A 26394-nucleotide genomic window follows, 5' to 3' on the forward strand; every position below is an offset into this window, starting at 1 on the left:
CCTTATTGTTTGATTATCAATGTATTAATAACTTGGAGCTGTAAAGTTACGAATATAACTCCTGCGCAGGAATAATACACGTAATCATTCATCATCCTAAATTACCTGATATTAATACATGAAACTTACTTATCGCATCACCAACTGGTTATTTATTGGTTTAATGCTGGTCACTTCCTATACAGACTTTACGCGGATGGCTTTTGTAGCTGATATGATCCGGCACCTGGGTTACCCCGGTTACCTGCCACTGCTGGTAGGTACTGGTAAAATAACAGGAGCGGTGATCCTTGCCGTTCCGGGGAGTTTCCGCCTTAAAGAATGGCCATATGCCGGTTTCTCTGTACTGTTTATCGGGGCGGCTGCTTCCCATGCGCTGGCAGGAGATGATGCCGGAAAAATAGCCGGACCATTGTGTATGGAAGCGCTCCTGCTGGTTTCGTATATCGCTTTCCGTAAAACGTACAAGTTATCATGATACCTTGAAAACCGCACTGATGCAATATTGATGCGGTTTTATCATTGCCTGATAAGATTATTGCAACTGGAAAGATACCGCATTATAACAGTAATGCATATACGAAAACAGGAGCAGGGAGCTGCAACTCCCTGCCACCCGGCATTTACAGCAACAATATTTTACAGGTTAATAGTCGGCGGTTACCAGCGATTCGCCGAGTACGCGCATAAACAGGTCTTCGTTTAACAGGTCCCTGATGGATTTGATAATAAAGTCGGGGGCGTAACCAAAATGCTGAAGGTCTTCTTCTTTGGTGACGCCGGTAAGTGTAAGTACGGTAGTAAAGCCCATGGAGCCGGCGCCGAGGATATCCGTGCCCATGGTATCGCCGATCATGACGGTTTCGTCTGTGGTGAGTTGCAGTGCTTTTCGGGCCATGCGCATCATCACCGGACTCGGTTTGCCAACGCTGAAGGCCTGTACGCCGCTGGCACATTCCAGCATGGCTACCAGTGCGCCGCAGCCGGCGCGGTATTTACCATCGGCAACGGGGCAGTTGGGGTCAAGGTTGGTGGCAATCAGTTTAGCGCCTTTCATGATCATGTTAATGGCCTTGTCTACCGATTCCAGCATGATCGTGCGGCCTTCGCCAATGATGACGTAATCGGGCTGATCGTCTACTATAGAATATCCTGCATTATATAATTCGGTAAGCAGTCCGCCTTCTCCAATCACATAGGCTGTACCGTTTTGTTTTTTGGAGGCAAGATAGCGGGCAGTAGCCATGGCGCAGGTGAAGATGTCATTTTCTTCTACATCAAATCCCAGTTTGTTGAGTTTGTAGCAGACATCCCTGCTGGTACGCTGGCTGTTGTTGGTGAGGAAGAGAAAAGGTAATCCCTTTTTTCTGAGGCCGTTAATAAAATCTACGGCACCCGGAATCGGTTCGCTGCCTTTGTAGATTACACCATCCATGTCGATAAGAAATCCCTTTTTTTTCATAGCAATTCGATGTTGGTTAATAGCTTATTGTTAATGATAAATAATTACCTGGCCGAATAACTATGGAAAGAATAAAGGCAAGAATGCTGCGTAGATACAGCGTAATGGGGAACAGATCTGAGAATGACCTGACGTCCACTAAGATAGTAATTATTTCTTTATCCCAATATGAATTTTTTATGAGCAGATAGGCTGAGGAGATCGTATAGTCGTGCAAGTTATTAATATGACTTTTGTTCACCATCAGGTTTATGCGCGATGATGATTAGTTCTGGCTGATTTCCGTTTATCCAACGGTGCTGGTACCCGATGGAGAAACCCTGCTGTTGCAGCAAGGGTAGTATATCATTGCCATGATGATAATAAATCATGAGCGTATCGCCGGAAGAGGAGGTTTGCAGGGCCGACTCCTCATAATTTCCTTCCATGGTGCTGAGATAGAGATAGCCACCGGTATGCAGGTGATGATATGCCGTAACGATGAAATCAGCCGTTTCCTGCTGGTTGAGATAGGGGAGTGCAAAGCCGCAGATGATGGCATCAAAGGTAACGCCCATGCCTGCAATACTACGTATATCCGCTACCGTGAACAGGGCGCCGGGATTGTTGGCTGCGGCCAGCTGCACCATGGCGGGCGCCAGGTCTATACCATGCCATTGGAAGTCGGGGCGCCGTGCCAGCACATACCTGGCGATATTGCCGGGGCCACAGGCCACATCCAGTATGCTGGCATTGGGTTTCAGCTGCTGGCATAGCTTTTCCAGGCCATCCCCGTAATGGCTGACGTCCATATATTTTTCCTGGTAAATAAGTGCCCGGCGGTCGAAGACATCCGCAGCTGCTGAAACCTTTTTCATATTATCTTCCTGAAGATAAAAAGAAAATACGAGGGAAATGTTATCAGCTCACCGCCTCAAAGGCCGCATCATAGGAAACGATGCCTGCAGGGGTATTTTCCTTGAAAGCCAGTGCCTGGAAATATTCTGCCGGAACACCAGGATAGGCCAGTTCAGGCGTCGTTTCAAAACCAAAGCGCTGATAATAGAAAGGGTCGCCGAGGACTACGCAACCATTGGCGTCCAGCACTTCCAGAATGGCCAGGGCAGCCTTGATCAGGCTGCTGCCAATTCCATGCTGCTGGTACTCCGGCAGCACCGATACCGGTCCTAATCCATACCAGCCTGTATCTCCGGACGAAACCCTTACCGGAGAAATGGCCACATGCCCGATGATCTCACCCTCCGCATCCGCTACGAGTGATACGGTCAGCTGCTGGTTGTTCCTCAAGGCATTGACGATAAATTGTTCGGTGCCACTGGTGTGTTCCGCTGTAGCAAAGGCTTTGCGGGTAACTTCGTGAATAGCGTGTGTGTCGCTTGCGGTTTCCTTTCTGATATTGTAGTTAGGTGTACTCATAAAAATTCCGATAAAAAATAAAGTAGGAAGGGCTAAACAGTGCACTATCGTGTTGTATAAAGATACTTTTATAAAACGGATAACCATCGCGATTGTTAAAAAATTACGTGGGTCATCCGAATATATAATTTCAATTTACATATCATCAGATACACTGGTATAGCCCTTCTCAGCTGATCCTTTTATGTCAGGGAAGCGTATTTTTTACGGAAATGAGGCGGAATTTATCCCAGTCCGCCATGAATACTTACGCCGATAATCATCAGCACAATTAAAGTGATGATCACGTACATTTTATCTTTCTCTAAAATAAATCCTATCAGGGAAAAAATTACGCGGAGGATGGGCGTAGCAAAAAGCAGCATGATACCAAGCAGAATGAGGGCCATGCCTTTGCCGGCAGCCAGGTCGCTGAACATGCCGCCTAATACTTCCAGTATACCGCGGTCCTGTTCTACGAATGTTGGATAATGTACTATCTCCTGCCCGTGGTTGATGAGGTAGAGAATACCGCCAATGATGGCAATGGCCATGGATGACCATACGCCGTAGCGCAGCAGCTTACCGATGATCAGCTGCAGGTCTTTATCTTTTAATACTGGTGTATTTGTTTCCATATGCAAAAAGATGAGGTGAGTGAATTAGATTTTACCGGTGGCACCGTTATAGATCATCTGTAAAGCCAGCAGCGTAATGATGATGCTGAAGAAAACCTTGAGTTTTTCAGGAGAAGAACGGATGAGTATGCGTGCGCCGGCCTGTGCGCCCAGCAGTACACCGATCATAACGGGCATGCATATACTGGGTTGAATATAGCCGCGTTGCAGGTATACTACCGCGCTGGCAGTGGCGGTTACGCCCATCATAAAATTACTGGTGGTGGTAGATACCTTGAAAGGGATACGCATGATATTGTCCATAGCGATTACTTTCAGTGCGCCGGAACCTATGCCCAGCAAGCCGGAGAGGATACCCGCCACGATCATCATGACAAAGCCGCCGGCAACGTTTTTGGTGCCGTAGTGAATGATTTCGCCGGAAGGAGTAGGGTAGCTGCCATACAGTTTCAGCTTTTGTGCCAGCGGACTCGATTCCTGTAAAATATGCAGGGCCTTTTTCCGGAGGGAGTTCATGGCCGAGAAGATCAGGATACAGCCAAAAAGTATGGCGATGAAATGCGTTGGCGCAAAGGTGGCGATGAGGGCGCCTACCACCGCACCAATGGTGGTGGCTATTTCCAGGAACATGCCTATGCGCATATTGGTAATGCCTTCGCGGACATAGGCAGCGGCGGAACCGGAAGACGTTGCAATAACAGATACCAGTGCTGCGCCGATGGCATAGTGAATGTCGACACCAAGAAATACGCTTAGTAATGGAATGATCACGACGCCGCCACCGAGGCCGGTCAGTGATCCGATCAGTCCTGCTGCACAGGCGCCTGCAAACATGATCAGTGTAAATACAAGAACGGTCATAAAAAAAATATTAAAGATTATAATCCAGGAGGGCATCGAATGCTGCCAGTGCGGCAGTTTCGTTTTTGCCGGCCACTGCCTGCAAGAGTTGTTCGTGGAGGATATGTGTTTGTCCGAATTGCACGACGCTGCCTTCATCCCTTCGTTGGAAGGAGGTACGCAGTACGTGGCTGAAGCTGGCGAAGAGGTCGGCCAGTACGCTGTTGCTGCTCGCTATTGCCAGCGTGGTGTGGAAGCGGATATCCGCGTTGATGGCGGCTTCATAGTTATCTGCTTCTACGGCCAGGCGCCTTTCATGCAGGGCCTGCTGCATGTCGCGAATATGGGTGGCTGTATGGTTTTTAATGGCCAGCCGGATAATCTCCCTTTCCACGATGGTACGTACCTGGTTCAGTTCTTCCTGAGCGGCGCGGCGCAGTCGCTGCTCCAGTGGCTCTTCCAGCTGGGTGCTGTCGTTTACGAAAGTGCCGTTGCCTTGCTGTACAGTCAGTACCCCATTCTTTGCCAGTGTTTTGATGGCTTCCCGGATCGTAGAGCGACCTACACGGAAGACGGCCATTAATTCCGGTTCTGCCGGAATCTTATCGCCCTTTTTCCATTTGCCCAGGGATATCTGCTCCTGCAGTCTGGCTATCACCTGGTCTGCCAGTTTTTCTCTCTTCGACATACATTTAAACATCAGATGTTTGACAAAGGTAGGGTAGAAAATTAAACATCTGATGTTTATTTTTTGTAAAATCAATGATTTGGGTAGATGTGATAATGTAATTATAAATATATTATATGTGTAGGTGTTTGTATTGGGGGGATTTGGGAGCAGGTATACAGGTCAACAAAAAATCATCATCTGCATAAAAAAATAAAGGGCCCCCTCGCAAGAGAACCCCTTATCGTATTCTGATTCTAAATTCCCGTAATTACTTGAGCTTAGCGGTCTGCTCGTCAAAGTACTGCTTGGTGAAAATCACATCAGGCAGATTGTTGTACCAGTTAGACTCATGCTCGATAGACAGCATACCAGCGAAGTTCTGACGTTTCAGTTCCGCGAATACTGCCGGAATATCAATTACACCTTTGCTAACAACAGTATCTTCCGCTTTGGTATAACCGAATTTGGTGATGTCTTTCAGGTGACCACCATAAATATGTCCTTCCAGTTTTTTCAGACACTCAACAGGGTTGAGGCCATTACGTGACCAGTGACCGATATCAGCACAGGCGCCGAGGTTCTGATGACCCTGGATAGCTGCCAGCACAGAGTCAGGAGACCAGTATGGATTTGGGTTCGGGTGATCGTGGATAGCCACTTTGATGCCATAGGCGCCAGCCAGACTATCAACCATATCCCACTGTGATTTGATTGGTTCGGAGGTGATGTAACTCAGACCAAAATATTTCGCGAGTTCAAATGCTTTGATCCATTCAGCTTTGTTCTGTGGCACAATAACACCCATGGCTACCATGGAGATACCTTTCTTGCCCAGCAGTTCTTTAACCTGTGCTTTTTCTGCATCGGTCATGTCGCCACCAAACTTACCTTTCATACCAGCGCCCAGGTCCTGGCCCCAGAAGGCTTCAATGTTTTTAATGCCTGCACTGTCCACCTTGTCAATAGCCTGCGCAAAGGTGAACATGCGGAATGTCCACATTTGTACGCCCAGTTTGTAATTTACACCAGCTACAGCAGCAGCTGTATCAGCATGTACGGTCGTGGAATCGGTAGCGGACTTGTCGCTGTTGCCGTTGTTGCAAGCTGCAACCGACGCGGCACATAACATACCCAGGAAAAAGTTGGAAATTTTTTGCATGATGCAAATTGTTTTGTTGATTAAAGTACGTGGATTATTGTTGGCTGCTGTTGGCTCCTGGTGCATCCCCGGTTGCCCGGAAAACTGACCTCGCTGGCAGATGACCAAAACTACGGTCTCTACTCACCGAAAATTAAACAGAAAGTAAAAAAGTAGTGCCTTGCAGATTGTAAGATATTGAAAATCAATTAAAATTAGTTCACTGTCTGGTCGGAAAAAGTAGTGCTTTTCGTATTGAAATCTCCTGATGCGCCTGCTTCATTACCGATTTTCATCACCATTTTTTCAAATTCCTCCCGCTTTCCGACGGCCTTATTCCGCGTTTTGGTGCGGTAATTATAGATGGTGCTCACGGAGTAACGCAGGAACTCAGCGATCTTATTACTATCGGTAATGCCTAAACGAATCAGGGCAAAAACCCGTAATTCCGTGTTCAGCAATTCTCCGCGTTTTACGCTTACCTGCTCTTCCGGCAGCAGCAATAAATTGAACTCCTGGATAAAATTCGGGTACAGTCCCAGGAAGATACGGTCGAAAATTGCATAGAGCCCTTCCACCTCATCCTCGATGATATGGGTAGATTTTAATACCCTGTACAGCTCCTCCAGCTGTTTACCGATGGCCAGCTTATTCAGATTTTTGCGGTAGGTCTCCAGTTTATCTATATAGGTAGAGCATAAATCGAGAAACTGTGTAATGTATACTTCCTTGATATGGTTAGATTCAGATAATTGTGTATTGCTTTCAGTGAGTTTTTTATTGGTGGCGGTAATTTCTTCGTTCAGGTTCCGCAGTTCCTGTGTGCTGATGTCGAGGGCTTCCTTGATACGGGACACCTTCTGCATCTGCTTATAAACATATATCAGTGAAATAACCAGGAACACGGAAAGAGTGCTGATGAGCAGCAGATAGAGCTGCAGTTTGCCGTGGGCATCCGCTTCATTCGCCAGGTATTCGGTATTGATGATGGTATATAATTCAGATATGCTGAGGGTGCGGAATTTTATATTACAGAAGATGGCATCTTCTATCACGGATTTGGTAAAAGTATAGGCCAGTTTTATATTTCCTTCCTTGTGGTACATGATGGCAAGGCCTTGCAGACTGGCATTATCTTTAATGGCGGTTTGCACATCGATGATGGCGGAGCGGGTGAAGTATTGCCGGGCGAGTTCATTATTTTTCTGCTGGAGGTAACTGACGCCGAGCAGGTAGGTCAGCATGGCTTCTTCCGGCTTGGTTTTAGCCATTCCGGGTTGGTCCAGCGGCAGCAGGATGGCCCTGGCTTCTTCGGGCTGGCGGTTGATAACCGATTTCACTGCCAGGTTGATTTTATAGCGGTTGCTGGCAGGGTCGAGGACAGACAGGAGGGAGTCGCGGTAGGCGATGATCCTGCTTCCCTGGCTTTTATCATAGCCATTGGCTGCCCTGTGCTCATAGAAAGATAACCATGCCTCGTAGTAGTCTGCCCGCTGGTTGCTGCTCAACCGGGTCACCGGAATGGTTTCCAGCAGCTCCTTTGCTTCCAGGAACTTATCAGTAAAGGAATACAGGTTGCTGAGTTGCAGCTTGGAGGTAATGATCCAGTCGCTGACATGGTACTGGTCGGCGATGGCCAGACTTTTATTTACATAAGCGATGGCGCTGTCTATCTGGTATTTCTGGTATTCTTTAAACAGGCGGGTATTGAGTTCTATGGTAACGGCAGGCGGTATTTCCGGGCTCAGGCTCTGTTTGATGGCAAGTATCGTGGCTTCTTTCTGTTTGGTAATGGCGGGCTTATCCGCGATGGCCTGCTCCAGTACCGCTGTCAGAGAATCGGATACGCCGGTAGCCTGACTCCGTACGCTGGCAAGAAGTAATAAGAACAAAAACCTGATTTTCACAATAATCTTCATTTTTTCAAAGTCTCCCGATGTTGGCACGGCGAATTAATCCGCAGGTCTGCAATTTTATAAAAAATTACTGATTAGGCGGAAGTTAAAGTATAACCGGGAGAAAGAAAGTGGGGAAAGTTACATTCTGCAGTGCATCTGGTAGGTCTTAGGTGTAATGCCTTCCATTTTACGGAATACGCGGATGAAGTAATTGGCATCACTGAAGCCGCAGTAATCGCTTACCTCCTGGATGGACATGGCACTGTTTACGAGCAGTTGTTTGGCCATCCGTATACGTTCCCTGTTAATATATTCCACGGGTGTGATGCCGAATTGTTCCCTGAACCATTTAAAGAAGATATTCCTGCTCAGGTATGCTTTGCGGCTGAGGGCATCTATGGCGATTTTTTCGGTCAGATGGTCCTGTATATAACTTAATACGAAATTGGCCCGGTGGCTATTGGTGTCCGTAGCCTGACTCGCCTCCAAGCTTACCTGCTCCAGGTACTGGCTTTGCAGTAGCCGGATCAGGAGTTCTTTCAGGGTGAGGTCTGCGAAGATATTCTTTGCGGTGTCTTTGCTCTGGCATACGCGGATCAGTTTACTGATCAGGTCAGAGATTTCGTTGTTATGCTGGAAATGGTACTGGTTGAACTGCAGTTTCCATTGTTTATGTTCATCCTGACTTTTATGAAAAGAGTTCAGGTAGATAAGTGTGTCTTTAATATACTCCTCGTTAATGGCCAGTGCGATGCATTGGGTAGGATCTGCCAGGGTGGCCTCGGGGAAGTCGATGATCATGGTTTCATGTGGTGGCAGGATCACCGTTTCTCCGGGGAGATAATCAAAGGAAGGTTTATCGGAGAGGTGCATCACTTTTTTGCCGCGCACCATGCTGGTAACGATAAGCTCATTGAAGGAGAGCGGGATATGATAGGATGACTGGTGTGTTTCGAAGATATTAAGTTCGCAGTTAACCAGATTGAATATACGGCGGTTTTCTACCAGTGTTTCCAGTTGGTTGATTGCGGTGGTGGTGACTCCCTGTATGAGATGCTTTATGGGCATTTGCTGCAGTCTTTGTTTTAAGTTACGTAAAATCAGGCTTTTATCCAAACTCAGGTATAATTGTGCTATTCTTTTGGAGGATTGTCCCGCTGAATTTGCCAGCAAACCAGCAATTTTATATAGAGGTTCTGTACAGCTATTTTGTTATGGTAACTGTAGCTCCTTTCCGCCATTTAAACTAAAGCTTGTATTCATAACAGATTAATTAAGTATATAGTTAAACACCACCTGGTAATTTTGAGATAAAAAAATGCCTTACCGCCAGGTAAGGCTTTCTTATTTAAAGGAAGGTACGTCTGTTTTACAGGAAGATATGTCCTCGGAGTGCGAACACATGTACGGGGCCTCTGTCTTTGTTGTAGCCGGGGTGACTAACAAACTGGTAGTCGAAGCTTACCTGGAAGAATTTGGTAATGGTAGCATTATAGAAGGTTTCCAGGATATTTTCGTGGCCGTAGTTCAGTTGTCCGTCGCCGATGATGAAGCCGTACCCGCCGGCGGCGAGGAAGTCGCGGTGTTCTTTGGAAATACCGTTGATCGCATTGGCGATACCGCAAACATCGTTGGGACGTTTCCAGGGGGCGCCTTTCATACTGAGGCCGGCGGTGAGGGTGCGGTCAATTTCTGTAAAAGCCCAGCTGGCGTATTGACCATCATTCCATCCTATCCGGCAGAAGAAGCCGAGGTTTTGGGTCAGCTCCTGATCCATGTTTATTCCCACTCCGTATTTATGTCCGCCGTAGGTGGTATTCTCCGACAGTCCTCTGAAAACGTTGAGCAGGAAGGTGTCCTGGTTATGTACGGCATTGATGCCGTCTTTATAGGCAGGTGCTTTGGACCAGGTGCCGGTGCCGAGTAACCTGATGGTGCCGCTGCGTTTGCCGAAGTGCAGCTGGTGTTGCAGTTCTATGGATTCGGAATGTGCGTTCCTGTTATACTCCATCAGGTGGTAGTTGGCAATTCGTGGAACGGCTACGCTGCTGATACGTATGGCGTAGGTAGGTTTTACGAATTCGGCTGCCAGTCCTTCCGTATAGCCGCGGGTGTTGGCGGGATAGTCCCAGGCACCGTTTGCCCACATGGCCCAGTTGAAAAACTGTACGCGTGGATCTTTGGCGTAGGCGTTATCATCAAAGAAGTCGGCGATGGAAAACTTCCCTGCGTAAATAGATATCCTGCTGTCGGGTACAAGGGCTGCTACCTGGTTGACATCATCTTCCTGCCAGGTGTAGGATGTTTTCCCTAAAGGGAAATGTTGTTGCAGGTAGGCCCGGGCGATGTATACTTCCGGTTTGGGGTCCCCGATACGATAGGTTTCGCCGTTGAGGGCGCCGGCAACGCCTGAAGCGGAGCTGAGTCCCCGGCCACCGGTTACTTCGGGGTTAAAGATCAGCGTAGCATTTTTCCAGAGTTTCCGGCCAATGAAGAGGGTGGCTGTCTGACTTACGGCAGTAGGTTCTACGCTGTCGGCCAGGCTGTTGATGCCACTATACGGGGATTTGAAGCCGGAATGTTTTTGTCCGATAACGGTAGTCTGGAAATGGAAGGACCAGCCACTATGTTTCACCGTGGTATCCTGGCCGATCTGGGCGTTTGCCGCCGATACGAATGCTGATAGTAAAATGATAATTGCTAAGGTCCTGCTGTGACGCCTCATGGGTGCAAGGTTTGAAAATCTCCGGGGATATATGTTATTATCATTCCATCCTTAATTTACGGGTTTTTATCCAATAAACCTTTCGTGTATGGGTGGCCGTAGGCTTTCCGGATGAATGCGCAGCAAAAATAGGCGGGGCAGAAAATAAGTACCGTTAGAGCGCGTACAAAAAAAGATTAGAATTTCCTTAAGACAGGATTTAAAAAAGCTGAACCCGGACGAGTCCGGGTTCCTGGATGCAGGTTGTTGTGAAATCCTGCATTAGATCACAGCTTGTGTTAATGATCTGTTGTTTATTTACCGTAGGTTAAAGAAAAGCGACGTAATTGGTTACTACTTTTGTTGCTTTTGTTTTTCCAGTAACAGCGTATGTACGCGGTCATATGCCTGGAAGGTATGTATATAGTTGCTCAGTTTGGCGTTACCGTAATTCAGCGGGTCCGGCATCCGTACGGGTTTATCGACGGTATCGCAAAGGAAGGAGCCGTCGGTGCCGAGATTGACCTGTGCGGCGCCGTGGCAGCCCTGGCATCCGCCGATGCTGAGGAATTTGTTATTATGAAGGATATTACTTTTTTTATCAAAAGGATGGCCTATGCTGCTTCCATGGAAGCTGGCCAGAACTGAATCAGATTCCACTACATAGTTTGCCAGGAAGAAATTTGCTGAACTGACGGTGGTATCCGGCTGGCCCTGAACCCCTACGAGGCGGTAGTATTGCCAGATCGATCTGGGATTACGTTTCTTCAGTTCCTGGTGTACATATACCGTAGAAGCGGCAGTAATGGCGGCAATAGGGTGCTGGCGTGGATAGTTTTTATGGAAATTGTCGGTCTCATGGCCTTTCTTGTCCAGTTCCACATAGCCCATATAGCTGCTGTCTACATCTACCTGTTCAAATGTGGCAAATACAAAATTGGGATAGTTCTTAGTTTTATGAATGATGTGGATGGCAATCAGGGCATATCTTCTGTTGACCGCCTTTGCCTGGCCATTAGGCCCGTTTTCATAGGTCAGTACTGTTCTCATCAGGTACCGGTTACTATCTTCTTCCGGGGTTAGTTGCCTCCAGGCGGTTTTCACTTCCATAGCGCCTTCCAGACTGGTGCCTACAGTGGTGCCGCAAGGCAGGCAGAATATTTTTGCAGAGTCGGGCAGATCGCAGTTGCCTATTGCACCTTTAAAATAGGCGGAATCGAGTGTTATATTATTGGCGGTTTTACTGGTGGCGGAATCGAGTTTTTCTTTGGTGGGGTAGTGGTCTTTGATATAATTGAATTCATCCCTGTTGGCTTTGGCCTGGTAGAGCACCTGGTATTTTTTGTAGTATTTATATACCTGTGCATATACGTCGCAGGAGCCAATTTCATTGTTTTCGTCGAGGTTGTTGAACAGGTTGGTTTTTACACCGGGATCAGCCAGGATAGGTTTGCTGTACTGGTAATAGGGAACGGTATCGAAGTTATTCATGACATCATTCCAGCGTCTGAGTTCAACGCGGTGGGCGTAGGTTTCCCATACCAGCAGGTCTGGCGCCGGTGCAGCATCTTTGTCATAATCCCAGTTGGTATCCGGGAGGCCGCGACGGAAGTTGGAATTGGTCGTATAATACCTGGATTTCCAATTGAGGGCAAAGAATTCGTTCCAGGCGAAGCTGATCAGCTCTTCCTCGCTGGCGTTGGGGCTGCTGAGGTCTTTGGGAGGGTAGGGCACGAAGGTGATGTTGAACTGGGCGGCAGCTTTGGCAGCAGGTGCAGCAGTAGCGGTGCTGGCAGCAGTAGCTTTGGTAGTAGCCCGCCGTATGCCGAAGAATGCAGCTCCCAGTACCAGCACAAAAATAATGGTCGTGAGGATTTTTTTCATTTCTTAGTGATTATGGTGAGGAAAATAAAGACAGTGCGTATATTTTTTATGTCAGTATTTTGGCGCGGATGCGACTTAATGTTTCCATATTGATGCAGAGATAGGAAGCGATCAGGCTGAGTGGCACCCGTTGAATGATTTCGGGGTAGAATTGCAGCAGGAATTTATATCGGTCTGTAGCTTCCCGTTTGCGCAGATTAAAGGCGCGTTCTTCACTGAGCATATAATAGTGTTCCAGTAGCCTGGTATATACATGCCGGAAGCAGGGATGTTTTACCAGTAGCATATGAAGGTGGCTGTGCGACAGCGCTGCGCCTCTGCAATCTTCAATGGCGGTGATGGATTCTTTGGATGGTATTTGCCGGAAGAAGCTTTCGACCGCAATCACAAATTCATTCTCTTTCATAAACCAGGTGGTAGCGGTATACCTGACTTCTTCATAACTACTGTATAGCAATCCTTCATGGAGAAAGAGCGCTTTTTTACATATAGTGCCGGCAGACAGCCAGGGTGTTTTTTTGGGTACGTAAACGGGTTCCAGGCATCCAGAGAGATCGGTCAGGAAATCTTCTGTCATCGGGTGAATGTCAGAAAATATAGCCATCATTTTAAGAGGCAGCTCCATAAGCAAATGTACAGGTGTATTCGGCATAGATACTATGCCGGCTGTTAACGAAAATTGTTGATCAGCTGATTACTGGTCAGAAACTTTATGCATGGCGAAATGATGTTTGCGGGCCTATTTTGAGGCGGGTTGTAGTTAGGACTACTTCCTTATTATGGTTATCCGAAACAAATAAACGATAGATATACGAAAATGGTTTTGACTTATGTCAAATAATTAAAGACGTGCGGAAATTGTATTTTATATTATTCGGGCAGATGGTAAAGCCGGTGGTCGCGATCGCTATTGTCATCTGCCGGAAAAATATATGCGTACCAGTTATAACAGCAGATGCGGGCATCTGCCAGAAAAAAAATGTATTTTTATAACTATATACCTAAAGAAATGAAACCTATACTGACGCTAATAATGCTGCTGATAAGCGCGCCGATGTTTGCGCAGCAGAATAACACAGACATGATTGTACAGGAAGGAAAGATGCTGTATCGCAGTGAGATGGCCTCCTGGAATGGTACTGACCTGATGCTTGAAAAGTTTAAAGGGGCAGATCTTGAAAAAATCGGTGGCTATTTTTCTTATGAGAAAAACAGCAATGAAATCAACTGTGTCTTTTTTAACAGGGATGCTGTTCCTAAAATAATATTTGCTGTAACCTTCGACAGTACACTGGAAATAGTAAACGCACGTGTAAATAATGAGGAAAGAGCTGCCACAAAACTGGAACTGGAATACTATGCCATCCGCCAGACTACCCTCGAATTGGTGAGTAGTGATTCGTTTTTTCTTCATTATAAGAATACAAGTCTGAACATCATACCCATCATTCACAACAAAACAAAAAAGGTATATGTATTAACAGGGCCTAAAGAAAATGGTGCCGTGCTGATAGGAAATGATTACCTGCTGACCTTTGATGATAAAGGATTATTGCTGGAAAAGAAACGTCTGCACAAAAACCTGATACCTATTGGATATGCAGAAAAAGATAAGGAAGTCGTGGCTACTATGCATTCGCATTTGCCTGAAACAGGTGACTATATAACGGCAACGGATATATGTACTTTGATGTTGTATGAAAAAGTGGCCAGGTGGAAGCAGCACTATGTAATTTCCGCTAATTATGTGTCTATATGGGATTGTTACCGTAATCAGCTGTATGTGCTTACCAAAGAGGCCTGGGAAAAAATAGGTACTAAACCATAATCATTGCATAAAAGTCCGGGCCTGGTGTCGGACTTTTATGTTTTTGTTACTGTAAACCGAAGGCTTTTTTAAAGGCAGAGACATTTTTTTCGTCATCACTTCTGTCTAATACCGCAAATACCACAGATTTGAAGCAGCGTGCATATTTTCCGCCAGGCTTGAGGAAAGCAGCAAAATAAGCAGCAACGTCTGCAGGATTGTTTTGAAATACGCCACAGCCCCAGGCTCCCAGCAGCAAATGTTCCATACCATGGTGCAGCATCAGGCCCAGCACTTTTTCTGTTCTGGCCATCATGACCGCAGGTACTTCCGCCATTTCAAAAGGGCGCGTATTGCGGATAGCGCCGGCATTTGCCGCCGGACTGGTAATGATGGACATTGTGTATGGCTTTTCCAGCAGTTCCCCATGATCGTTGCGGAACATCACCACCTCCGGGCTCCAGATCATCAGGTCGGAATACAGCAGGGTAGGCTGACTTCTGTTGTATTCGTACATGTCAAAATTCGCCATCAGTGATCCATACAGTGAGGAGGAAAGCGCCAGACTTTCTTCCTGTGCCACCGCACCACCGAGAAAGCCACCACCGGGATTTCTGGCAGATGCAAAATTGAGACAACCTGTTTTCTCTCCCAGCAAAGCCAGACGGCTGCCGGCTTGCAACACAGTATTGTTTACCACAGTAATTTCGGTGTCGTAATTCAGTGCAGCCAGTTTGTTTGTATTAGCATTCAGTAGCTGATCCAGTGCTGCTGGTTGGTAGAGATGACTGTTTTGAATGGAGTCGTCAATCTGTTTTTTTACATCGATGGTGGAATCGCCTGCCTGATAAGTGCCTTGCTCGATAATCCTTAATGTTTCCTTCGCTTTTTCTACTCTTGTTGACTTTTTCATAAGAGGAATAATTGGGTTAATAAACTATTTTCGGGCGCAAAGGTATAAGAATATTTTAATAATATATATATTCCAGTCAATGATTTTTTATATAAAAAATGCTCCGTACACACGTACAGAGCATTTTTCTATACCATTCTTCCTGCATCAGGAATTTATCCATTCTTCACTTGTTTTCACATCCGCATGACGAGGGAAAACCTTCTGCAATAGCGTCTGATGAAGGTCTATATCCATATCAGCACAACCATCAGATAATACCGTCATGATATAATCTTTATCAGCACCTTCGATCAGTGTCGATAATACTACGCCACTGGTGATGATACCGCACATCACGATATGACGGATGCCTTTGGACCTTAATACCAGTTCAAGATCGCTCCCCGCAAAAGCGCTGAAGCGTTTTTTTACCACTACCGGTTCATTGTCTTGCGGTGCCAGTGCCGGCGCTATTTTCATGGTAATTGCCGGATCAATATCCCCATACATTTTAGGAACCTGGCTAAAGGTTTTGTTTTCCGGATGAATTTCGTGATACCCTTTTCTGAAACCTACCACCACATATATTACAGGGATATTATTTTCCCTGGCATGACTGATAGCAGCAGCTACCGGAGCAATAGTAGCAGCAGCTCCGGGCAGGTGGGACAGCATTTGTTCCTGCATGTCCATGACGAGCAGGGCGGTGTTTTCTTTGTTTTGTGCCATTGTAATTTATTTGGAGAAATGATTAATCATATTTGTTCTGCCATGGCCGGCGCCGGTTGTCTGATCGAACGGTGCAGGTATTTGTAGAAGCAGGCTGCGATGATGATGGCGATGCATCCCTGGAGTAGGAGGCAGTACTGCGGATGTATCATTTTTGCCAGCCATCCGGTCAGTACGCTGCCTAAGGGCAAGGTGCCAAAAGTACTCATGGCAAGAAAAGATACTACACGGCCACGCATATACGAAGGACTGACCATTTGTACCACCATGTTACAGATGGGTAGTGCAGACATAATCCCGAAGCCACAGAGGAAGCAGAGTAATAAGTATAAAGGCAGGGATGTTACAAATCCCATGATACATAGGCTGGCGCCCAGCAGTAAAAGATTTACAAAGAGTATTGGTTTGAGGTTGGTAGTACCTTTCTTGCTGGCCAGGTACAATGTACTTAACAATGCGCCCAGCCCGGAAGAGGCATTGATATAGCCATAGATGGCGGCGTTGCCTTTAAATACATCTGTCGCGAAGTAGGGCTGTAAGGTATCGTAGGTGGCCACAAAGAGGCAGAGTGTTGCGGAGAGTAGCATCATACTGCTGATTTCAGGATCCCTGATGGTGAATGCCCATCCATCCCTGAAGTCCTTCCATGGATGTTTCTCCTTAGAGCCTGGTGCTACTTTTGGAATTTTCATCAGGTTAAGGCAGACAATTACTGCGATGAAGCTGATAGCGTTGGAGGCAAAGCATGCCGTGGCGCCAAATCTGGCCAGTACAATACCGGAAAGTGCCGGTCCTGCGAGCCTGGTGAAATTGTTCAGCGAAGCATTCATGGCAATAGCCCCGGGCAGTTCTTCACTGCTGGGAACGATATCATTGACCATTGCCTGGCGGGCGGGTATATCGAAGGCATTGGCCGCACCCAGTAGTGTGCTCAGTAATAATATCAGCCATACGTAGTGGTAGCCCAGGAAATAGACCGCCGTTAGTGCTACGGCCTGGAGCGCGGAGCCTACCTGTGTAAACATCAGTACTTTGAACCGGTCGTGGCGGTCTGCCACGATGCCACCTGCCGGCGAGAGCAACATGGAGGGAAACTGTTCTGCAAATACTGTCAGGCCCACCCATAACACAGAATGTGTGATGGTATATACCACCCATACTACGGCAGTACGTTGCATCCACATGCCAATCCTCGATATCAGTTGTCCGGCAAAAAACAGGCGGTAATCCCGTGAGCGGAAAACTGAAAAAGCATTACTTATCTTCATTTTAGACTAAAATCAAAAAATGGTCGAAAAAAAATCAAAAAAAATCAATGCAGTCCGGTACAGAAATTATGGCAAAAGGTATGGAAGATGGTAACCGGGTTAAGGTCGGTACCGTGCAGGATGAATTCCCTGTTAAGGCCCCTGATGGAGGCCAGGAAGATGAATATGGCATGGTCCAGCTCTTCGTTATTCATTTTCCTGATCTCATGGCGGTGCATGGCGCCGATGAGCACTTGTAACAAAACGTTTTTTTCTTTTTGTAAGTATACTTTATGGACCTGTAGTTTGATGTCGGTGTATTTACTGAGCATTTCATCGTCCAGGCTGGTCTCGGTGGCCTTGTAGAGGGCTTTCCGTTTTCTGACCATTTCATATTTTACCATGGCGAAGGCCTCCAGCTGTTGCAGCAGCGTTTCTTTACTGCCTACCTGGCGAATGGTTTCCAGGATGATTCCGTTCATTTCAGCATCCAGTACGGCGGTGAAGATCTCTTCCTTGCTTTTGAAATAGTAGTACATAGAGCTTTTCCCCATGCCGGCGGCTTTCGCCACGTCTTCCATGGTGATGCTCCAGAGGCCAGACTGCTGAAAGAGTTTCTGCGCTGTGGAAATGATAATATCACGCTTATTGCCTGCCATTCAGATATGAAATCTGAACAAAGGTAATCTTTTTGGACTAAAATCAAAATCTGGTCTAAAAATTAATTTCAGATGATTTTTTTCAGCGGGGTCTGCAATGAACTTATACCGCAGGGAAGCGGGCTACATTTGTTTTGACCCTACGCGGACCCTACTGACTGTATCATCTATCTAAATATAACTATCTATGACAAAACTTTACCCACTACGCAAATCCCTTTGCTGTATTTTTTTCCTGCTGTTGTTAACCTTACCGGCTCTGGTAAAGGCACAGGTATATGCCACTACGCAATCGAACGGCGTTACCGGATTATGCCTGCTCTGCGGCGTCAGCAACCCTAACAATGCAGTAGATAACAGCAACCTCACCGATTACTCCACGCTCAACATCACGGCGGGATTACTGGGGGTGAGTGTTTACCAGACCCTCATCTTCCCGACTGCCGGCGGTACCTGCGATTCGCTGGTAATAACCCTTGGCAGCGGCAATGCGGTACTCTCCGCCAATCTTTTCGGCGGAGTAACCGTACAAACGTTCAATGGCGCCACACCCAACAACGACGCGCATATTATAGACAGCAGCAGTATACGACTATTGCAGAATAATACACAGGCACAGGTGCTGCTGCACCCGGGTGTCCCCTTCGACCGTGTAAAGGTGACGCTGAACAGCAGCACTCTTGGATTACTGAATGCACTCAATATATACTATGCCTACCGCAATCCGGGCCAGCCGGCAGCACCGGTCTATACCACGCCTTCCGGATTTGTGTGCGGCCAGCAAACGTTATCCATTCAGAATTACGTAGCAGCTAACCGCTATGATGTACACACCATTTACCGCGACCTGTTCGGCAATACACTGAAGGATACTGCCTTCTCCCTGTCGAATACACCCTATGTGCCGGTACTGCCTTATTATAATTTCTCCTATACGCAAACAGATATCTATGTAACAGCGGTGAACCCTTTCACCGGCTGCAGATCAGACAGCGTCCATGGCTTGCTGTTCTTTGGTGGCGCCGGCGCCAAAGCGCAGACAGATGCTGATACCGTAGTGACCTGCAAAGGCGTACCGGTTACGCTGCATGGCTATCTTGCCAATAATACACAGGCGAATGTGTTATGGTATAATGCACCGTCCGGCGGAACACCATTATACAGCGGCAATTACTATACGGTTAGTCCTGATACCACCACCACTTATTATGTTACCACCGGATTTGTATGCGAATATCCGGTACGTGTGCCCGTTACCGTTATTGTAAATAAATTACCTGCGCCGGTATTTACATTGCCGGTAGGTGTACAGTGCGGGGATATTTCCGTACCGGTACAGAATTATCAGGCGGGTATCAGCTATAAGATACACCTGGTTTATACGGAAGACTTCGGCCCGGTAACAGATACCAGTTATATTGTCAGCAACAGCGCCAATATTCCTGTCAGGGACCTGATTGGCTACAGGATTACCAATGCCATCCTGACGGTGCAGGCCACCAATGCTGCAGGCTGCCTTTCTGATAGTGTACAGGGATCGCTTTATTTTGGGGGCCATGCGGCCTTGCCTTCCGTGGATGCAGACAGTGTAAACCTTTGTACAGGCGATAGTATTACGCTGCATGCCTTTATTCCGGGTACTGCCACACCGCAGGTACGCTGGTACGACGCTGCCAGTGGCGGCAATTTGCTGGCTACCGGTAACTACTATACGGTGTCGCCACAGGCTACTGCCGTTTACTATGTTACTGCGGCTTTCGCCTGCGAATATCCTGTAAGACGACCAGTGAAAGTTCAGGCCAACAACTGTATCAATAAAACGGCGGTAAATGGAACAAATCTGAGTTTTAGTCGAATGGCCATAGCCGGCGACCTGGCACTATATCCTAATCCAACTTCCGGACTGGTACGCATAAACAATCTGAAAGACCCTGCAGGGGCACAGCTGCAAATTTTTGATGCGGGAGGAAACCTGCTACAGACGCAGTTGTTGAGGAATAATACTTTCGTAGTGGGCGGTCAGCCAGGAATCTACCTGATAAAGATTATTCAGGCAGATGGCACTGTCTACACCGGAAAAATTATATTACAATAATACCTGGAAAATAAAAGCAGAAACGTCTCTACCTGGTAGAGACGTTTCTGCTTTTTATAACATCAGTGCAGCACAGCAACCTGGATACTGATAATGGCTTTTAGATAAGTTGAATGAATTGTATTAAATCTTATTTTATTTATTTTTTAATATTTAAAATATTGCAGGCAGATGATTGGTAAAACCTTTATCCTCCGCATTTTATCTAGCCACATTATTATACTTTTTAAAAAAGAATTATTGATATTTTATATACCCACTGATTAATTGAACCTGTATTTTTTGTTAACTGAAATTTATCCCGCTATGAAAGATGAAGCTTACTACCCTTCATGGAAAAACGTTTCCCAATACCGTCAGTACCTGAATTATTTTGGTCAATACCTGCGTTATGGCGACTGGAAGTCGGTCCTGGCTTCCTTGAGAATGGTATTACTGAACGACCCCGGCAACAGGGAATGGTACACCCGATCTGCAATGGGTCGGTTTAAGATCAGAAAAGGTACCACAGATTTTCAGTTTATCAATTACGCCTATGAACACCAGGTAAGAGATTTTCTGAAGCAGCAGGTAGTTGCCAGACAACTGGATGTTTTCATTGATATTGGCGCCTGCATTGGGGAATATGATGTGTGGCTGGCCGCACAGGGCGTACATTGCATCGCATTTGAACCGGTAAATCATAAAGCGCTGGAAGAAAATATTCAACTCAATAAACTGGCAGGAAAAATCAGGTTATTTCCCTGCGGACTTGGCAACACACAGGAAAAAGTGAATTTTAAAATTATGCGTACTGTAACAGGATCAAGTTATGTAGACAGAGAAAATACAGCGGAAGGGAGCATTCCGATAGAGCGTTTGGATGACCTGTTACCCGGACTGGACATAGATTTGCAGCAGCAGATAATTGTTAAGCTGGATGTGGAAGGTATGGAAACAGCAGTACTGGAAGGAGCCAGAAATTTTATCAGTAGCTGCCGTCATTTGCGTATTATTTTTGAACGGTATGAAGATGATAATACCGTTAATAATAAACTGTCGGCGCTGGCGGACTTCAGGTTTGAACGTGTAGACAGATTTAATTATCTCGCCATAAAACAACAAAAAGGCTAATCTATAAGCACTTAACTCCTGGGAAATATAAAGTCGCCAGGCTTTTTATTTTCCAAGCGCAGTTTTTACCGCATCCAGTAAGATAGACTTCGAGACAGGTTTTTTAAGGAAACAGGTGGCGCCCAGCCCAAGACCTTTTTCCTCTTCCAGGTGGCTTTCGAAGCCAGTGAGCAGTATCACCGGTATTTTAAATTTATTGGTAGACAGATAACCCAGCAGCTGGTATCCGTCGAAATTAGGCATGGAGATATCTGATACGATCAGGTCGAAGGAGCTTTGCGCGATTTTCATCAGGGCAACGATGCCATCGGAGGCAATTTCCACTTCGTAGCCGTCATCTTTGAGGATGCGGGTGATCAGGTGCTGCTGCAATGCTTCATCTTCTACAAGCAGGATTTTTCCTTTAGATGGTGTAGCCGTTTTTGCTACGAGGTCGTTCGTCGGTTGCAGCTGGCGAAGCAGTTCATCCAGGGAAATTGTGGCGTAGGTAGAGGCAGTGTCGGACATGGCATAAGGTATCACCAGCTCATTGCCGTTAACGATAGCACCGCAGGAATATACCACATTGGGAACATAGCCTTCCCGCTCGTTTTCGTTGGGAATGATCAGTGGCTCACTCAGGGCACCGATGACGATGGTAGGGTCGTTGATATCCAGCAATACTGCACCCAGACAATACCTGCGCATCGTACCGACGCCATGCGTGACTACCAGCCATCCCTGCGGCGTTTCAATGGGCGACCCGCAATTGCCTATCTGTATAAACTCCCAGGGGTATACGGGCTGCTGGAGCATGTGGGCATCTCCGAAAACATTCAGGTGGTCGGAATACATGATATAGTTGTTGACACCATCCACACGGGCCAGCATGGCATAACGGCCATTCACCTTGCGTGGAAACAACGCCATGCCCTTGTTCTGAACATTTTTACCATGAATAGGTATAATACTGAAGCGGTAGAAATCCCGCGTCTGGATGAGCCTTGGAGAAATTGCCCTGCCATCGTAAGCCGTATAGGTGGCATAATAATTTACCAGGCCATCATCTCCCGTAAATCTCACAAATCGCGCATCTTCAATACCATTGGACTCCTCCGCCGTTATCGGGAAAATAACCCGGTTGGATATACTGGTATCTAACGAAAAATGAATTTCGTAATAGGCATCGCCAAAGGCACGTGCTTCTTCCAGCATCTTTTTGTCTTCCGCTTCCAGGCCTTCACCGGTAAGACTTTCCGTAATAGCCGTATTTAATTCGTAATAGTCAAATTCATTGTTGAGTTTTCTGACAACATGTTCGATGATGTTGGGGTTGAAGTTTTTCTCCTGTAACTGTGTCACCAGTTCATTTTTTTCATACACATAATGTTTGATGACTTCCGCTTCTTCCACCAGCCGGGTGGCGTGCCTGATTTCCAGGTTGTTCTCTTCATCCAGTATGCCTCCCCTGAAAACGATGGAAGACACATGTCCTTCGCCGGTAGCGCGGAAACTGATGATCACACGTTTTTGCCCCAGGCGCAGGCCCGATTGATCAGGGTCTTCCATGATAGATGGATTAAAGAAGGCTGCCGATTCAATAGAATATTCCGAGGTGAAATAGGCGCCGATCAGCAGTTGTTTATTTTCAGAGAGGGCAAGCATGTCGATGATCCTGCCGTTGAGCAGCTGGCATGCCCGTTCAAAATGCTTTTTGTATATTTTGGAAATGTTCCTGTGCCTGCCTGCGAAGTCGCGGAGTGTCTGGTTAAGCACCAGCGCAGCGGCCGGTTCCGGCATGGCCTTCACTTTTTCCAGGATAGAGATAATCCTCGATTCAGGGGATGGATAAAAAAAGCGTGTGATAACACGTTTGGGATCGCTCACGAAAAGCACTGCCTTTCTGTTGACTTTTATACTCATAACCAGCTAAGATTAAATGAGTAACAAAGCAGGTCTTTTAAAGGTTTAAGTTTAGCCGCCAAGGATAGAATGCTTATATTTAACAGTAATAACCAAATACAAGGAGATGGACCACAATGCACGTATAGCCGCTTCCTGGGAAGCCAATGCCGGTAACTGGATTGCCACTATCGACCATGCGGAGATAGAGAGCCGGAACCTGGTTACCAATGAGGCGATATTGCAGGCGGTTGTATCGGCCGGAGTGAAATCTGTGCTGGATATAGGTTGTGGGGAAGGATGGCTGACACGGGCCATGCAGGAAGCGGGTATGAATGCTTTTGGCGTAGATGCGGTGCCGGCCCTGATAGAAAACGCCATCCACAAAGGAGGGGCACACTATGCCGTGGCCACCTTCCGGGAGCTGGGCGAAGGCAAATTATATCTTCCTGTAAAAACAGCAGCAGCGGTGATCAACTTCGCTTTGCTGGACGAGCTGGACAGTGCTTTTGTGCTCCAGCGTATTCATCTGCTGGTGCAGCCCAATGCTAAAATTTTCATACAAACCCTGCACCCGCTGACCATGGCCATGCAGGGCGACTATATTTCCGGTTGGAAAGAAGGCAGCTGGAACGGATTGAAAAGGGATTTTACCATGCCCTATGAATGGTATTTCCGTACGCTGGCCGACTGGACCACGCTTTTTCATGCTTCCCGCCTGAAGCTCGACAAAATCCTGGAGCCCCTGCACCCGGCAACGAAGGTGCCGGCATCTATCATTTTTCAGCTGGAATGCTGATCCTTGTCAGCAGCATGTTTGATGTATGCCTGAAGTATGCTGCTAGTATTCTTTGTGCATAATTTTGCTGACATGGCTGGCGTCTGTTAACCCAAATTCCAATGCTATTTCTTTCAGGCTGAACCTGCCTGCTGTCAGGCGTTGTCTGATCAGCGTATTTCTGTATTGCTGTATGTAATGACTCAATGTGGTTCCCGTATTGCGCTTAAAGAAGGGGCCAACGTATTCTGCCGACAGGTTAAAATGTGCGGCGATGGCAGGGGCTTTCAGCAGGTCGGGCTCGTAGATGTTTTTATGGATATAGCAGTATACCGCCTGCATATCGCGGCTGCGGTTACCGGTAGCCTTTAATTCCGGCATATTTCTTTTCAGGAGTTGTGCCAGTGAAAGGATTTGCATGCGTAGCAGGTCCTGATTGGCGAGGATATCCTGTTTCAGGCTACTGACTACCTCAAACAGCAGTCTGGCCGTGGTTGCATCGGGTGCTGGCAGCAGGTAGCCTGCCTGGTGCGTTTCCCGGCTTTTGAGCAGGTATTCCAGGTCTTGTACGGGAAGCCCGGCGCTTTCGTACAGGTATGCGTCAGTAAATTTCAGGTAGATAAAGCGGGTAGCAGTGGTAATGTGGAAGAGGTGATGATCTTCAGGGCCCAGGAGATAGATATTGCCGGGCTGGTAGGGGGCTGACACGTCATTGATCATGTGTAATCCGCTACCGTGCTGAATGTATATCAGTTCGTAGTGGTTATGATTATGAACAGGATGGTGCCATTCGGATAGCTCAAAATCAGATACCAGTACCGGTTCAAACTGCTTATAACGCTTCATGTCGGAAAATTACAAAATATTATTAGAATTATACAAAATCGCCGGTAGGTCACTGCTGATCTTTGTGTTACGAAAACGATATGACATGAATACAGGCAGGAACACCGCATTAGTAGTAGGCGCCAATGGCGTTATAGGCACGAATCTGATCAATTACCTCGGGGAGCTGGGCAACTGGGATATTATAGGGTTATCAAGGCGTGGCGGGCCTGAAAAAGGCCATACCCATTATGTGGCGGTAGACCTCCTGGACCCGGAGGACACCCGTAAGCAATTATCTTCACTGACTACGGTAACGCATATATTTTATGCTGCGTACCAGGACAGAAGTAGCTGGGCGGAGCTGGTAGCGCCGAACCTGGCCATGCTGGTCAATACCGTAAATGCAATAGAGCCTGTCGCAACGCACTTGCAACATGTGGGTCTGATGCAGGGATATAAAGTATACGGTGCACATCTGGGGCCATTTAAGACCCCTGCCAGGGAAACAGATGCAGGCATGCATATGCCGCCGGAGTTTAACATGGACCAGCAGCGGTTCCTGGAAGAAAGGCAGCAGGGAAAGGCATGGAGCTGGTCGGCAATACGTCCTTCTGTAGTAGGCGGTACTGCGGTAGGCAACCCGATGAACCTGGCCATGGTCATTGCCGTATATGCCACTATTTCTAAAAAGCTGGGTATACCGTTGCGTTTCCCTGGAAAGCCCGGTGCATATGATAAACTGATGGAGATGACGGATGCGGGATTACTGGCAAAGGCCACTGTTTGGGCGGCCACCAATCCGCAGAGCGCCAATCAGGCTTTTAATATCAATAACGGCGATTTGTTCCGGTGGAATGAACTCTGGCCTAAGATTGCCCGTTATTTCGATATGGCAGTAGCGGAGCCGCTGCCAATGCCATTGCACACCGTTATGGCCGATAAAGCAGGCCTGTGGCAGGAAATACAGCAGGAACACGGTCTGGATGCCTATAGTTATAAGGAGTTGTCGTCCTGGGGTTTTGGCGACTTCGTTTTCTCCTGGGATTATGACTTCTTTGCGGATGGCAGTAAGGCAAGAAGAATGGGTTTTCATGAATATGCAGATACAGAAAAAATGTTTTATGATTTGTTTGATGAAATGCGCAGGAAGAAAATTATTCCGTAAGGCTTAAATACAGAAGGGGAGAAGGTCTGGCGCTTTTCCGTGATTTATTTAAATGGTGATTATTTTATGATAGATATCAGGTAATTTCAGGAACAGACATTTAATTTTCACCCTAAAAATTTTGTTTATGAAACCTGTAAATTCTAAAAAAATGCAGCTTGGTGTGATTAAAATTGCACCCCTTCAACAGAATGCATCCGGCGCGCAGGCAGTAGCAGCAAGTAATTCGAGCTGTGGTCATATTTGCCCGACCGTTTGTTCACTCAACTGTACGACTGGTCTGGTATAATACTTTTATCATCAGTTGTTAGATAATTAAATCATCTCTCTAAAAAAAAAATTATGAAAGCGGTAAATGCCAAGAAGATGAAATTGCAGGTAATAAAAATTGCACCACTGAGCAAAGTGGCGTCTGGAGCGCAGGCACAGGCGTTAAGCAATTCCAGCTGCAGTCGTGTTTGTCTGACCATCTGTTCTTTTAACTGCACAGACCTGATATAATACAGCGGCAGAAAAAAATACGCGTCTTTCTACCAGGTAGAGAGACGCGTATTTTTTTGTGTGCAGG

General features: G+C 46.8%; 25 protein-coding genes. 7 read left to right on the plus strand and 18 right to left on the minus strand.

All coding sequences use genetic code 11. From position 1 onward, the window contains the following. Positions 1 to 118 precede the first annotated feature (118 nt). The gene (locus tag F3J22_RS19080) at positions 119 to 478 is read left to right on the plus strand and encodes a DoxX family protein (protein ID WP_167019536.1); all 360 of its coding nucleotides are present in this window, start codon (positions 119 to 121) and stop codon (positions 476 to 478) included. A 168-nt stretch (positions 479 to 646) separates the two neighbouring features. Here F3J22_RS19080 and F3J22_RS19085 read toward each other — a convergent pair whose 3' ends face one another. From F3J22_RS19085 to F3J22_RS19140, 12 genes are all read right to left on the minus strand, one after another. Next, the gene (locus tag F3J22_RS19085) at positions 647 to 1462 is read right to left on the minus strand and encodes an HAD-IIA family hydrolase (RefSeq protein ID WP_167019537.1); all 816 of its coding nucleotides are present in this window, start codon (positions 1460 to 1462) and stop codon (positions 647 to 649) included. A 221-nt stretch (positions 1463 to 1683) separates the two neighbouring features. Beyond that, on the minus strand, positions 1684 to 2319 hold the full coding sequence (locus tag F3J22_RS19090; RefSeq protein ID WP_167019538.1) for a trans-aconitate 2-methyltransferase: 636 nt from the start codon (positions 2317 to 2319) through the stop codon (positions 1684 to 1686). A 43-nt stretch (positions 2320 to 2362) separates the two neighbouring features. Continuing rightward, positions 2363 to 2878, minus strand: a complete 516-nt coding sequence (locus F3J22_RS19095; RefSeq protein WP_167019539.1) for a GNAT family N-acetyltransferase — start codon at positions 2876 to 2878, stop codon at positions 2363 to 2365. A 224-nt stretch (positions 2879 to 3102) separates the two neighbouring features. Next, a complete protein-coding gene (locus F3J22_RS19100) occupies positions 3103 to 3495 on the minus strand; it encodes a DUF1634 domain-containing protein (protein WP_167019540.1) in 393 nt (130 codons plus the stop codon). 24 nt (positions 3496 to 3519) lie between these two features. After that, the gene (locus F3J22_RS19105) at positions 3520 to 4356 is read right to left on the minus strand and encodes a sulfite exporter TauE/SafE family protein (RefSeq protein ID WP_167019541.1); all 837 of its coding nucleotides are present in this window, start codon (positions 4354 to 4356) and stop codon (positions 3520 to 3522) included. Between the two features lie 10 nt (positions 4357 to 4366). After that, positions 4367 to 5023, minus strand: coding sequence for a FadR/GntR family transcriptional regulator (locus F3J22_RS19110; RefSeq protein ID WP_167019542.1), 657 nt, complete (start codon positions 5021 to 5023; stop codon positions 4367 to 4369). 250 nt (positions 5024 to 5273) lie between these two features. After that, positions 5274 to 6164: a sugar phosphate isomerase/epimerase gene (locus tag F3J22_RS19115; RefSeq protein ID WP_167019543.1), complete on the minus strand. Its 891-nt coding sequence runs from the start codon at positions 6162 to 6164 to the stop codon at positions 5274 to 5276. Between the two features lie 194 nt (positions 6165 to 6358). Beyond that, positions 6359 to 8035 carry a DUF6377 domain-containing protein gene (locus tag F3J22_RS19120; protein ID WP_205195415.1) on the minus strand — a complete coding sequence of 559 codons (1677 nt, stop codon included), beginning with the start codon at positions 8033 to 8035 and terminating at the stop codon, positions 6359 to 6361. A 144-nt stretch (positions 8036 to 8179) separates the two neighbouring features. Further along, entirely contained in the window at positions 8180 to 9109 is a 930-nt protein-coding gene (locus F3J22_RS19125; RefSeq protein WP_167019544.1) for an AraC family transcriptional regulator, read from the minus strand. Between the two features lie 301 nt (positions 9110 to 9410). Next, positions 9411 to 10766: a carbohydrate porin gene (locus tag F3J22_RS19130; RefSeq protein WP_167019545.1), complete on the minus strand. Its 1356-nt coding sequence runs from the start codon at positions 10764 to 10766 to the stop codon at positions 9411 to 9413. A gap of 333 nt (positions 10767 to 11099) precedes the next feature. Then, on the minus strand, positions 11100 to 12629 hold the full coding sequence (locus F3J22_RS19135; protein ID WP_167019546.1) for a hypothetical protein: 1530 nt from the start codon (positions 12627 to 12629) through the stop codon (positions 11100 to 11102). 46 nt (positions 12630 to 12675) lie between these two features. Continuing rightward, a complete protein-coding gene (locus F3J22_RS19140; protein ID WP_167019547.1) occupies positions 12676 to 13254 on the minus strand; it encodes a Crp/Fnr family transcriptional regulator in 579 nt (192 codons plus the stop codon). Positions 13255 to 13638: 384 nt separating this feature from the next. On the opposite strand from F3J22_RS19140, the gene F3J22_RS19145 reads away from it, so the two are divergent. Continuing rightward, a complete protein-coding gene (locus tag F3J22_RS19145) occupies positions 13639 to 14457 on the plus strand; it encodes a hypothetical protein (RefSeq protein WP_167019548.1) in 819 nt (272 codons plus the stop codon). 46 nt (positions 14458 to 14503) lie between these two features. On the opposite strand, the gene F3J22_RS19150 is transcribed toward F3J22_RS19145, so the two are convergent. The 4 genes from F3J22_RS19150 to F3J22_RS19165 all read right to left on the minus strand — a co-directional run bounded on the left by F3J22_RS19150 (position 14504) and on the right by F3J22_RS19165 (position 17966). After that, on the minus strand, positions 14504 to 15349 hold the full coding sequence (locus F3J22_RS19150; RefSeq protein ID WP_167019549.1) for a TIGR02452 family protein: 846 nt from the start codon (positions 15347 to 15349) through the stop codon (positions 14504 to 14506). Between the two features lie 147 nt (positions 15350 to 15496). Beyond that, positions 15497 to 16060, minus strand: coding sequence for a cysteine hydrolase family protein (locus F3J22_RS19155; RefSeq protein WP_167019550.1), 564 nt, complete (start codon positions 16058 to 16060; stop codon positions 15497 to 15499). Positions 16061 to 16086: 26 nt separating this feature from the next. Further along, positions 16087 to 17328 (minus strand): MFS transporter, encoded by a 1242-nt coding sequence (locus F3J22_RS19160; protein ID WP_167019551.1) that lies wholly within the window; start codon positions 17326 to 17328, stop codon positions 16087 to 16089. 44 nt (positions 17329 to 17372) lie between these two features. Then, complete coding sequence (locus tag F3J22_RS19165) at positions 17373 to 17966, minus strand: TetR/AcrR family transcriptional regulator (RefSeq protein ID WP_167019552.1); 594 nt, start codon at positions 17964 to 17966, stop codon at positions 17373 to 17375. Positions 17967 to 18153: 187 nt separating this feature from the next. On the opposite strand from F3J22_RS19165, the gene F3J22_RS19170 reads away from it, so the two are divergent. Together F3J22_RS19170 and F3J22_RS19175 are read left to right on the plus strand one after the other, a co-directional pair. Next, positions 18154 to 20061 carry a T9SS type A sorting domain-containing protein gene (locus tag F3J22_RS19170; protein ID WP_167019553.1) on the plus strand — a complete coding sequence of 636 codons (1908 nt, stop codon included), beginning with the start codon at positions 18154 to 18156 and terminating at the stop codon, positions 20059 to 20061. A gap of 306 nt (positions 20062 to 20367) precedes the next feature. Further along, a complete protein-coding gene (locus F3J22_RS19175; RefSeq protein ID WP_167019554.1) occupies positions 20368 to 21174 on the plus strand; it encodes an FkbM family methyltransferase in 807 nt (268 codons plus the stop codon). A gap of 45 nt (positions 21175 to 21219) precedes the next feature. Here F3J22_RS19175 and F3J22_RS19180 read toward each other — a convergent pair whose 3' ends face one another. Further along, a complete protein-coding gene (locus F3J22_RS19180; RefSeq protein ID WP_167019555.1) occupies positions 21220 to 23076 on the minus strand; it encodes a response regulator in 1857 nt (618 codons plus the stop codon). A 106-nt stretch (positions 23077 to 23182) separates the two neighbouring features. On the opposite strand from F3J22_RS19180, the gene F3J22_RS19185 reads away from it, so the two are divergent. Beyond that, positions 23183 to 23854: a bifunctional 2-polyprenyl-6-hydroxyphenol methylase/3-demethylubiquinol 3-O-methyltransferase UbiG gene (locus tag F3J22_RS19185; RefSeq protein WP_167019556.1), complete on the plus strand. Its 672-nt coding sequence runs from the start codon at positions 23183 to 23185 to the stop codon at positions 23852 to 23854. 42 nt (positions 23855 to 23896) lie between these two features. On the opposite strand, the gene F3J22_RS19190 is transcribed toward F3J22_RS19185, so the two are convergent. Beyond that, on the minus strand, positions 23897 to 24679 hold the full coding sequence (locus tag F3J22_RS19190; protein ID WP_167019557.1) for an AraC family transcriptional regulator: 783 nt from the start codon (positions 24677 to 24679) through the stop codon (positions 23897 to 23899). Positions 24680 to 24764: 85 nt separating this feature from the next. Between F3J22_RS19190 and F3J22_RS19195 the strand changes: the two genes are divergently transcribed. Continuing rightward, positions 24765 to 25826, plus strand: coding sequence for an SDR family oxidoreductase (locus F3J22_RS19195; protein WP_167019558.1), 1062 nt, complete (start codon positions 24765 to 24767; stop codon positions 25824 to 25826). A 342-nt stretch (positions 25827 to 26168) separates the two neighbouring features. Next, positions 26169 to 26327 (plus strand): hypothetical protein, encoded by a 159-nt coding sequence (locus F3J22_RS19200; protein WP_167019559.1) that lies wholly within the window; start codon positions 26169 to 26171, stop codon positions 26325 to 26327. Positions 26328 to 26394 lie beyond the last annotated feature (67 nt).

The organism is Chitinophaga sp. Cy-1792, from assembly GCF_011752935.1.
Taxonomy (GTDB): Bacteria; Bacteroidota; Bacteroidia; order Chitinophagales; family Chitinophagaceae; genus Chitinophaga.

Coding starts and splice junctions, on each gene's coding strand:
- F3J22_RS19150 (WP_167019549.1), bottom strand. CDS start 15,349: ATGAAAAAGTCAACAAGAGTAGAAAAAGCGAAGGAAACATTAAGGATT.
- F3J22_RS19135 (WP_167019546.1), bottom strand. CDS start 12,629: ATGAAAAAAATCCTCACGACCATTATTTTTGTGCTGGTACTGGGAGCT.
- F3J22_RS19110 (WP_167019542.1), bottom strand. CDS start 5,023: ATGTCGAAGAGAGAAAAACTGGCAGACCAGGTGATAGCCAGACTGCAG.
- F3J22_RS19140 (WP_167019547.1), bottom strand. CDS start 13,254: ATGGAGCTGCCTCTTAAAATGATGGCTATATTTTCTGACATTCACCCG.
- F3J22_RS19175 (WP_167019554.1), top strand. CDS start 20,368: ATGAAAGATGAAGCTTACTACCCTTCATGGAAAAACGTTTCCCAATAC.
- F3J22_RS19080 (WP_167019536.1), top strand. CDS start 119: ATGAAACTTACTTATCGCATCACCAACTGGTTATTTATTGGTTTAATG.
- F3J22_RS19145 (WP_167019548.1), top strand. CDS start 13,639: ATGAAACCTATACTGACGCTAATAATGCTGCTGATAAGCGCGCCGATG.
- F3J22_RS19190 (WP_167019557.1), bottom strand. CDS start 24,679: ATGAAGCGTTATAAGCAGTTTGAACCGGTACTGGTATCTGATTTTGAG.
- F3J22_RS19115 (WP_167019543.1), bottom strand. CDS start 6,164: ATGCAAAAAATTTCCAACTTTTTCCTGGGTATGTTATGTGCCGCGTCG.
- F3J22_RS19160 (WP_167019551.1), bottom strand. CDS start 17,328: ATGAAGATAAGTAATGCTTTTTCAGTTTTCCGCTCACGGGATTACCGC.
- F3J22_RS19180 (WP_167019555.1), bottom strand. CDS start 23,076: ATGAGTATAAAAGTCAACAGAAAGGCAGTGCTTTTCGTGAGCGATCCC.
- F3J22_RS19200 (WP_167019559.1), top strand. CDS start 26,169: ATGAAAGCGGTAAATGCCAAGAAGATGAAATTGCAGGTAATAAAAATT.
- F3J22_RS19185 (WP_167019556.1), top strand. CDS start 23,183: ATGGACCACAATGCACGTATAGCCGCTTCCTGGGAAGCCAATGCCGGT.
- F3J22_RS19165 (WP_167019552.1), bottom strand. CDS start 17,966: ATGGCAGGCAATAAGCGTGATATTATCATTTCCACAGCGCAGAAACTC.
- F3J22_RS19090 (WP_167019538.1), bottom strand. CDS start 2,319: ATGAAAAAGGTTTCAGCAGCTGCGGATGTCTTCGACCGCCGGGCACTT.
- F3J22_RS19105 (WP_167019541.1), bottom strand. CDS start 4,356: ATGACCGTTCTTGTATTTACACTGATCATGTTTGCAGGCGCCTGTGCA.
- F3J22_RS19155 (WP_167019550.1), bottom strand. CDS start 16,060: ATGGCACAAAACAAAGAAAACACCGCCCTGCTCGTCATGGACATGCAG.
- F3J22_RS19085 (WP_167019537.1), bottom strand. CDS start 1,462: ATGAAAAAAAAGGGATTTCTTATCGACATGGATGGTGTAATCTACAAA.
- F3J22_RS19095 (WP_167019539.1), bottom strand. CDS start 2,878: ATGAGTACACCTAACTACAATATCAGAAAGGAAACCGCAAGCGACACA.
- F3J22_RS19100 (WP_167019540.1), bottom strand. CDS start 3,495: ATGGAAACAAATACACCAGTATTAAAAGATAAAGACCTGCAGCTGATC.
- F3J22_RS19130 (WP_167019545.1), bottom strand. CDS start 10,766: ATGAGGCGTCACAGCAGGACCTTAGCAATTATCATTTTACTATCAGCA.
- F3J22_RS19125 (WP_167019544.1), bottom strand. CDS start 9,109: ATGCCCATAAAGCATCTCATACAGGGAGTCACCACCACCGCAATCAAC.
- F3J22_RS19195 (WP_167019558.1), top strand. CDS start 24,765: ATGAATACAGGCAGGAACACCGCATTAGTAGTAGGCGCCAATGGCGTT.
- F3J22_RS19170 (WP_167019553.1), top strand. CDS start 18,154: ATGACAAAACTTTACCCACTACGCAAATCCCTTTGCTGTATTTTTTTC.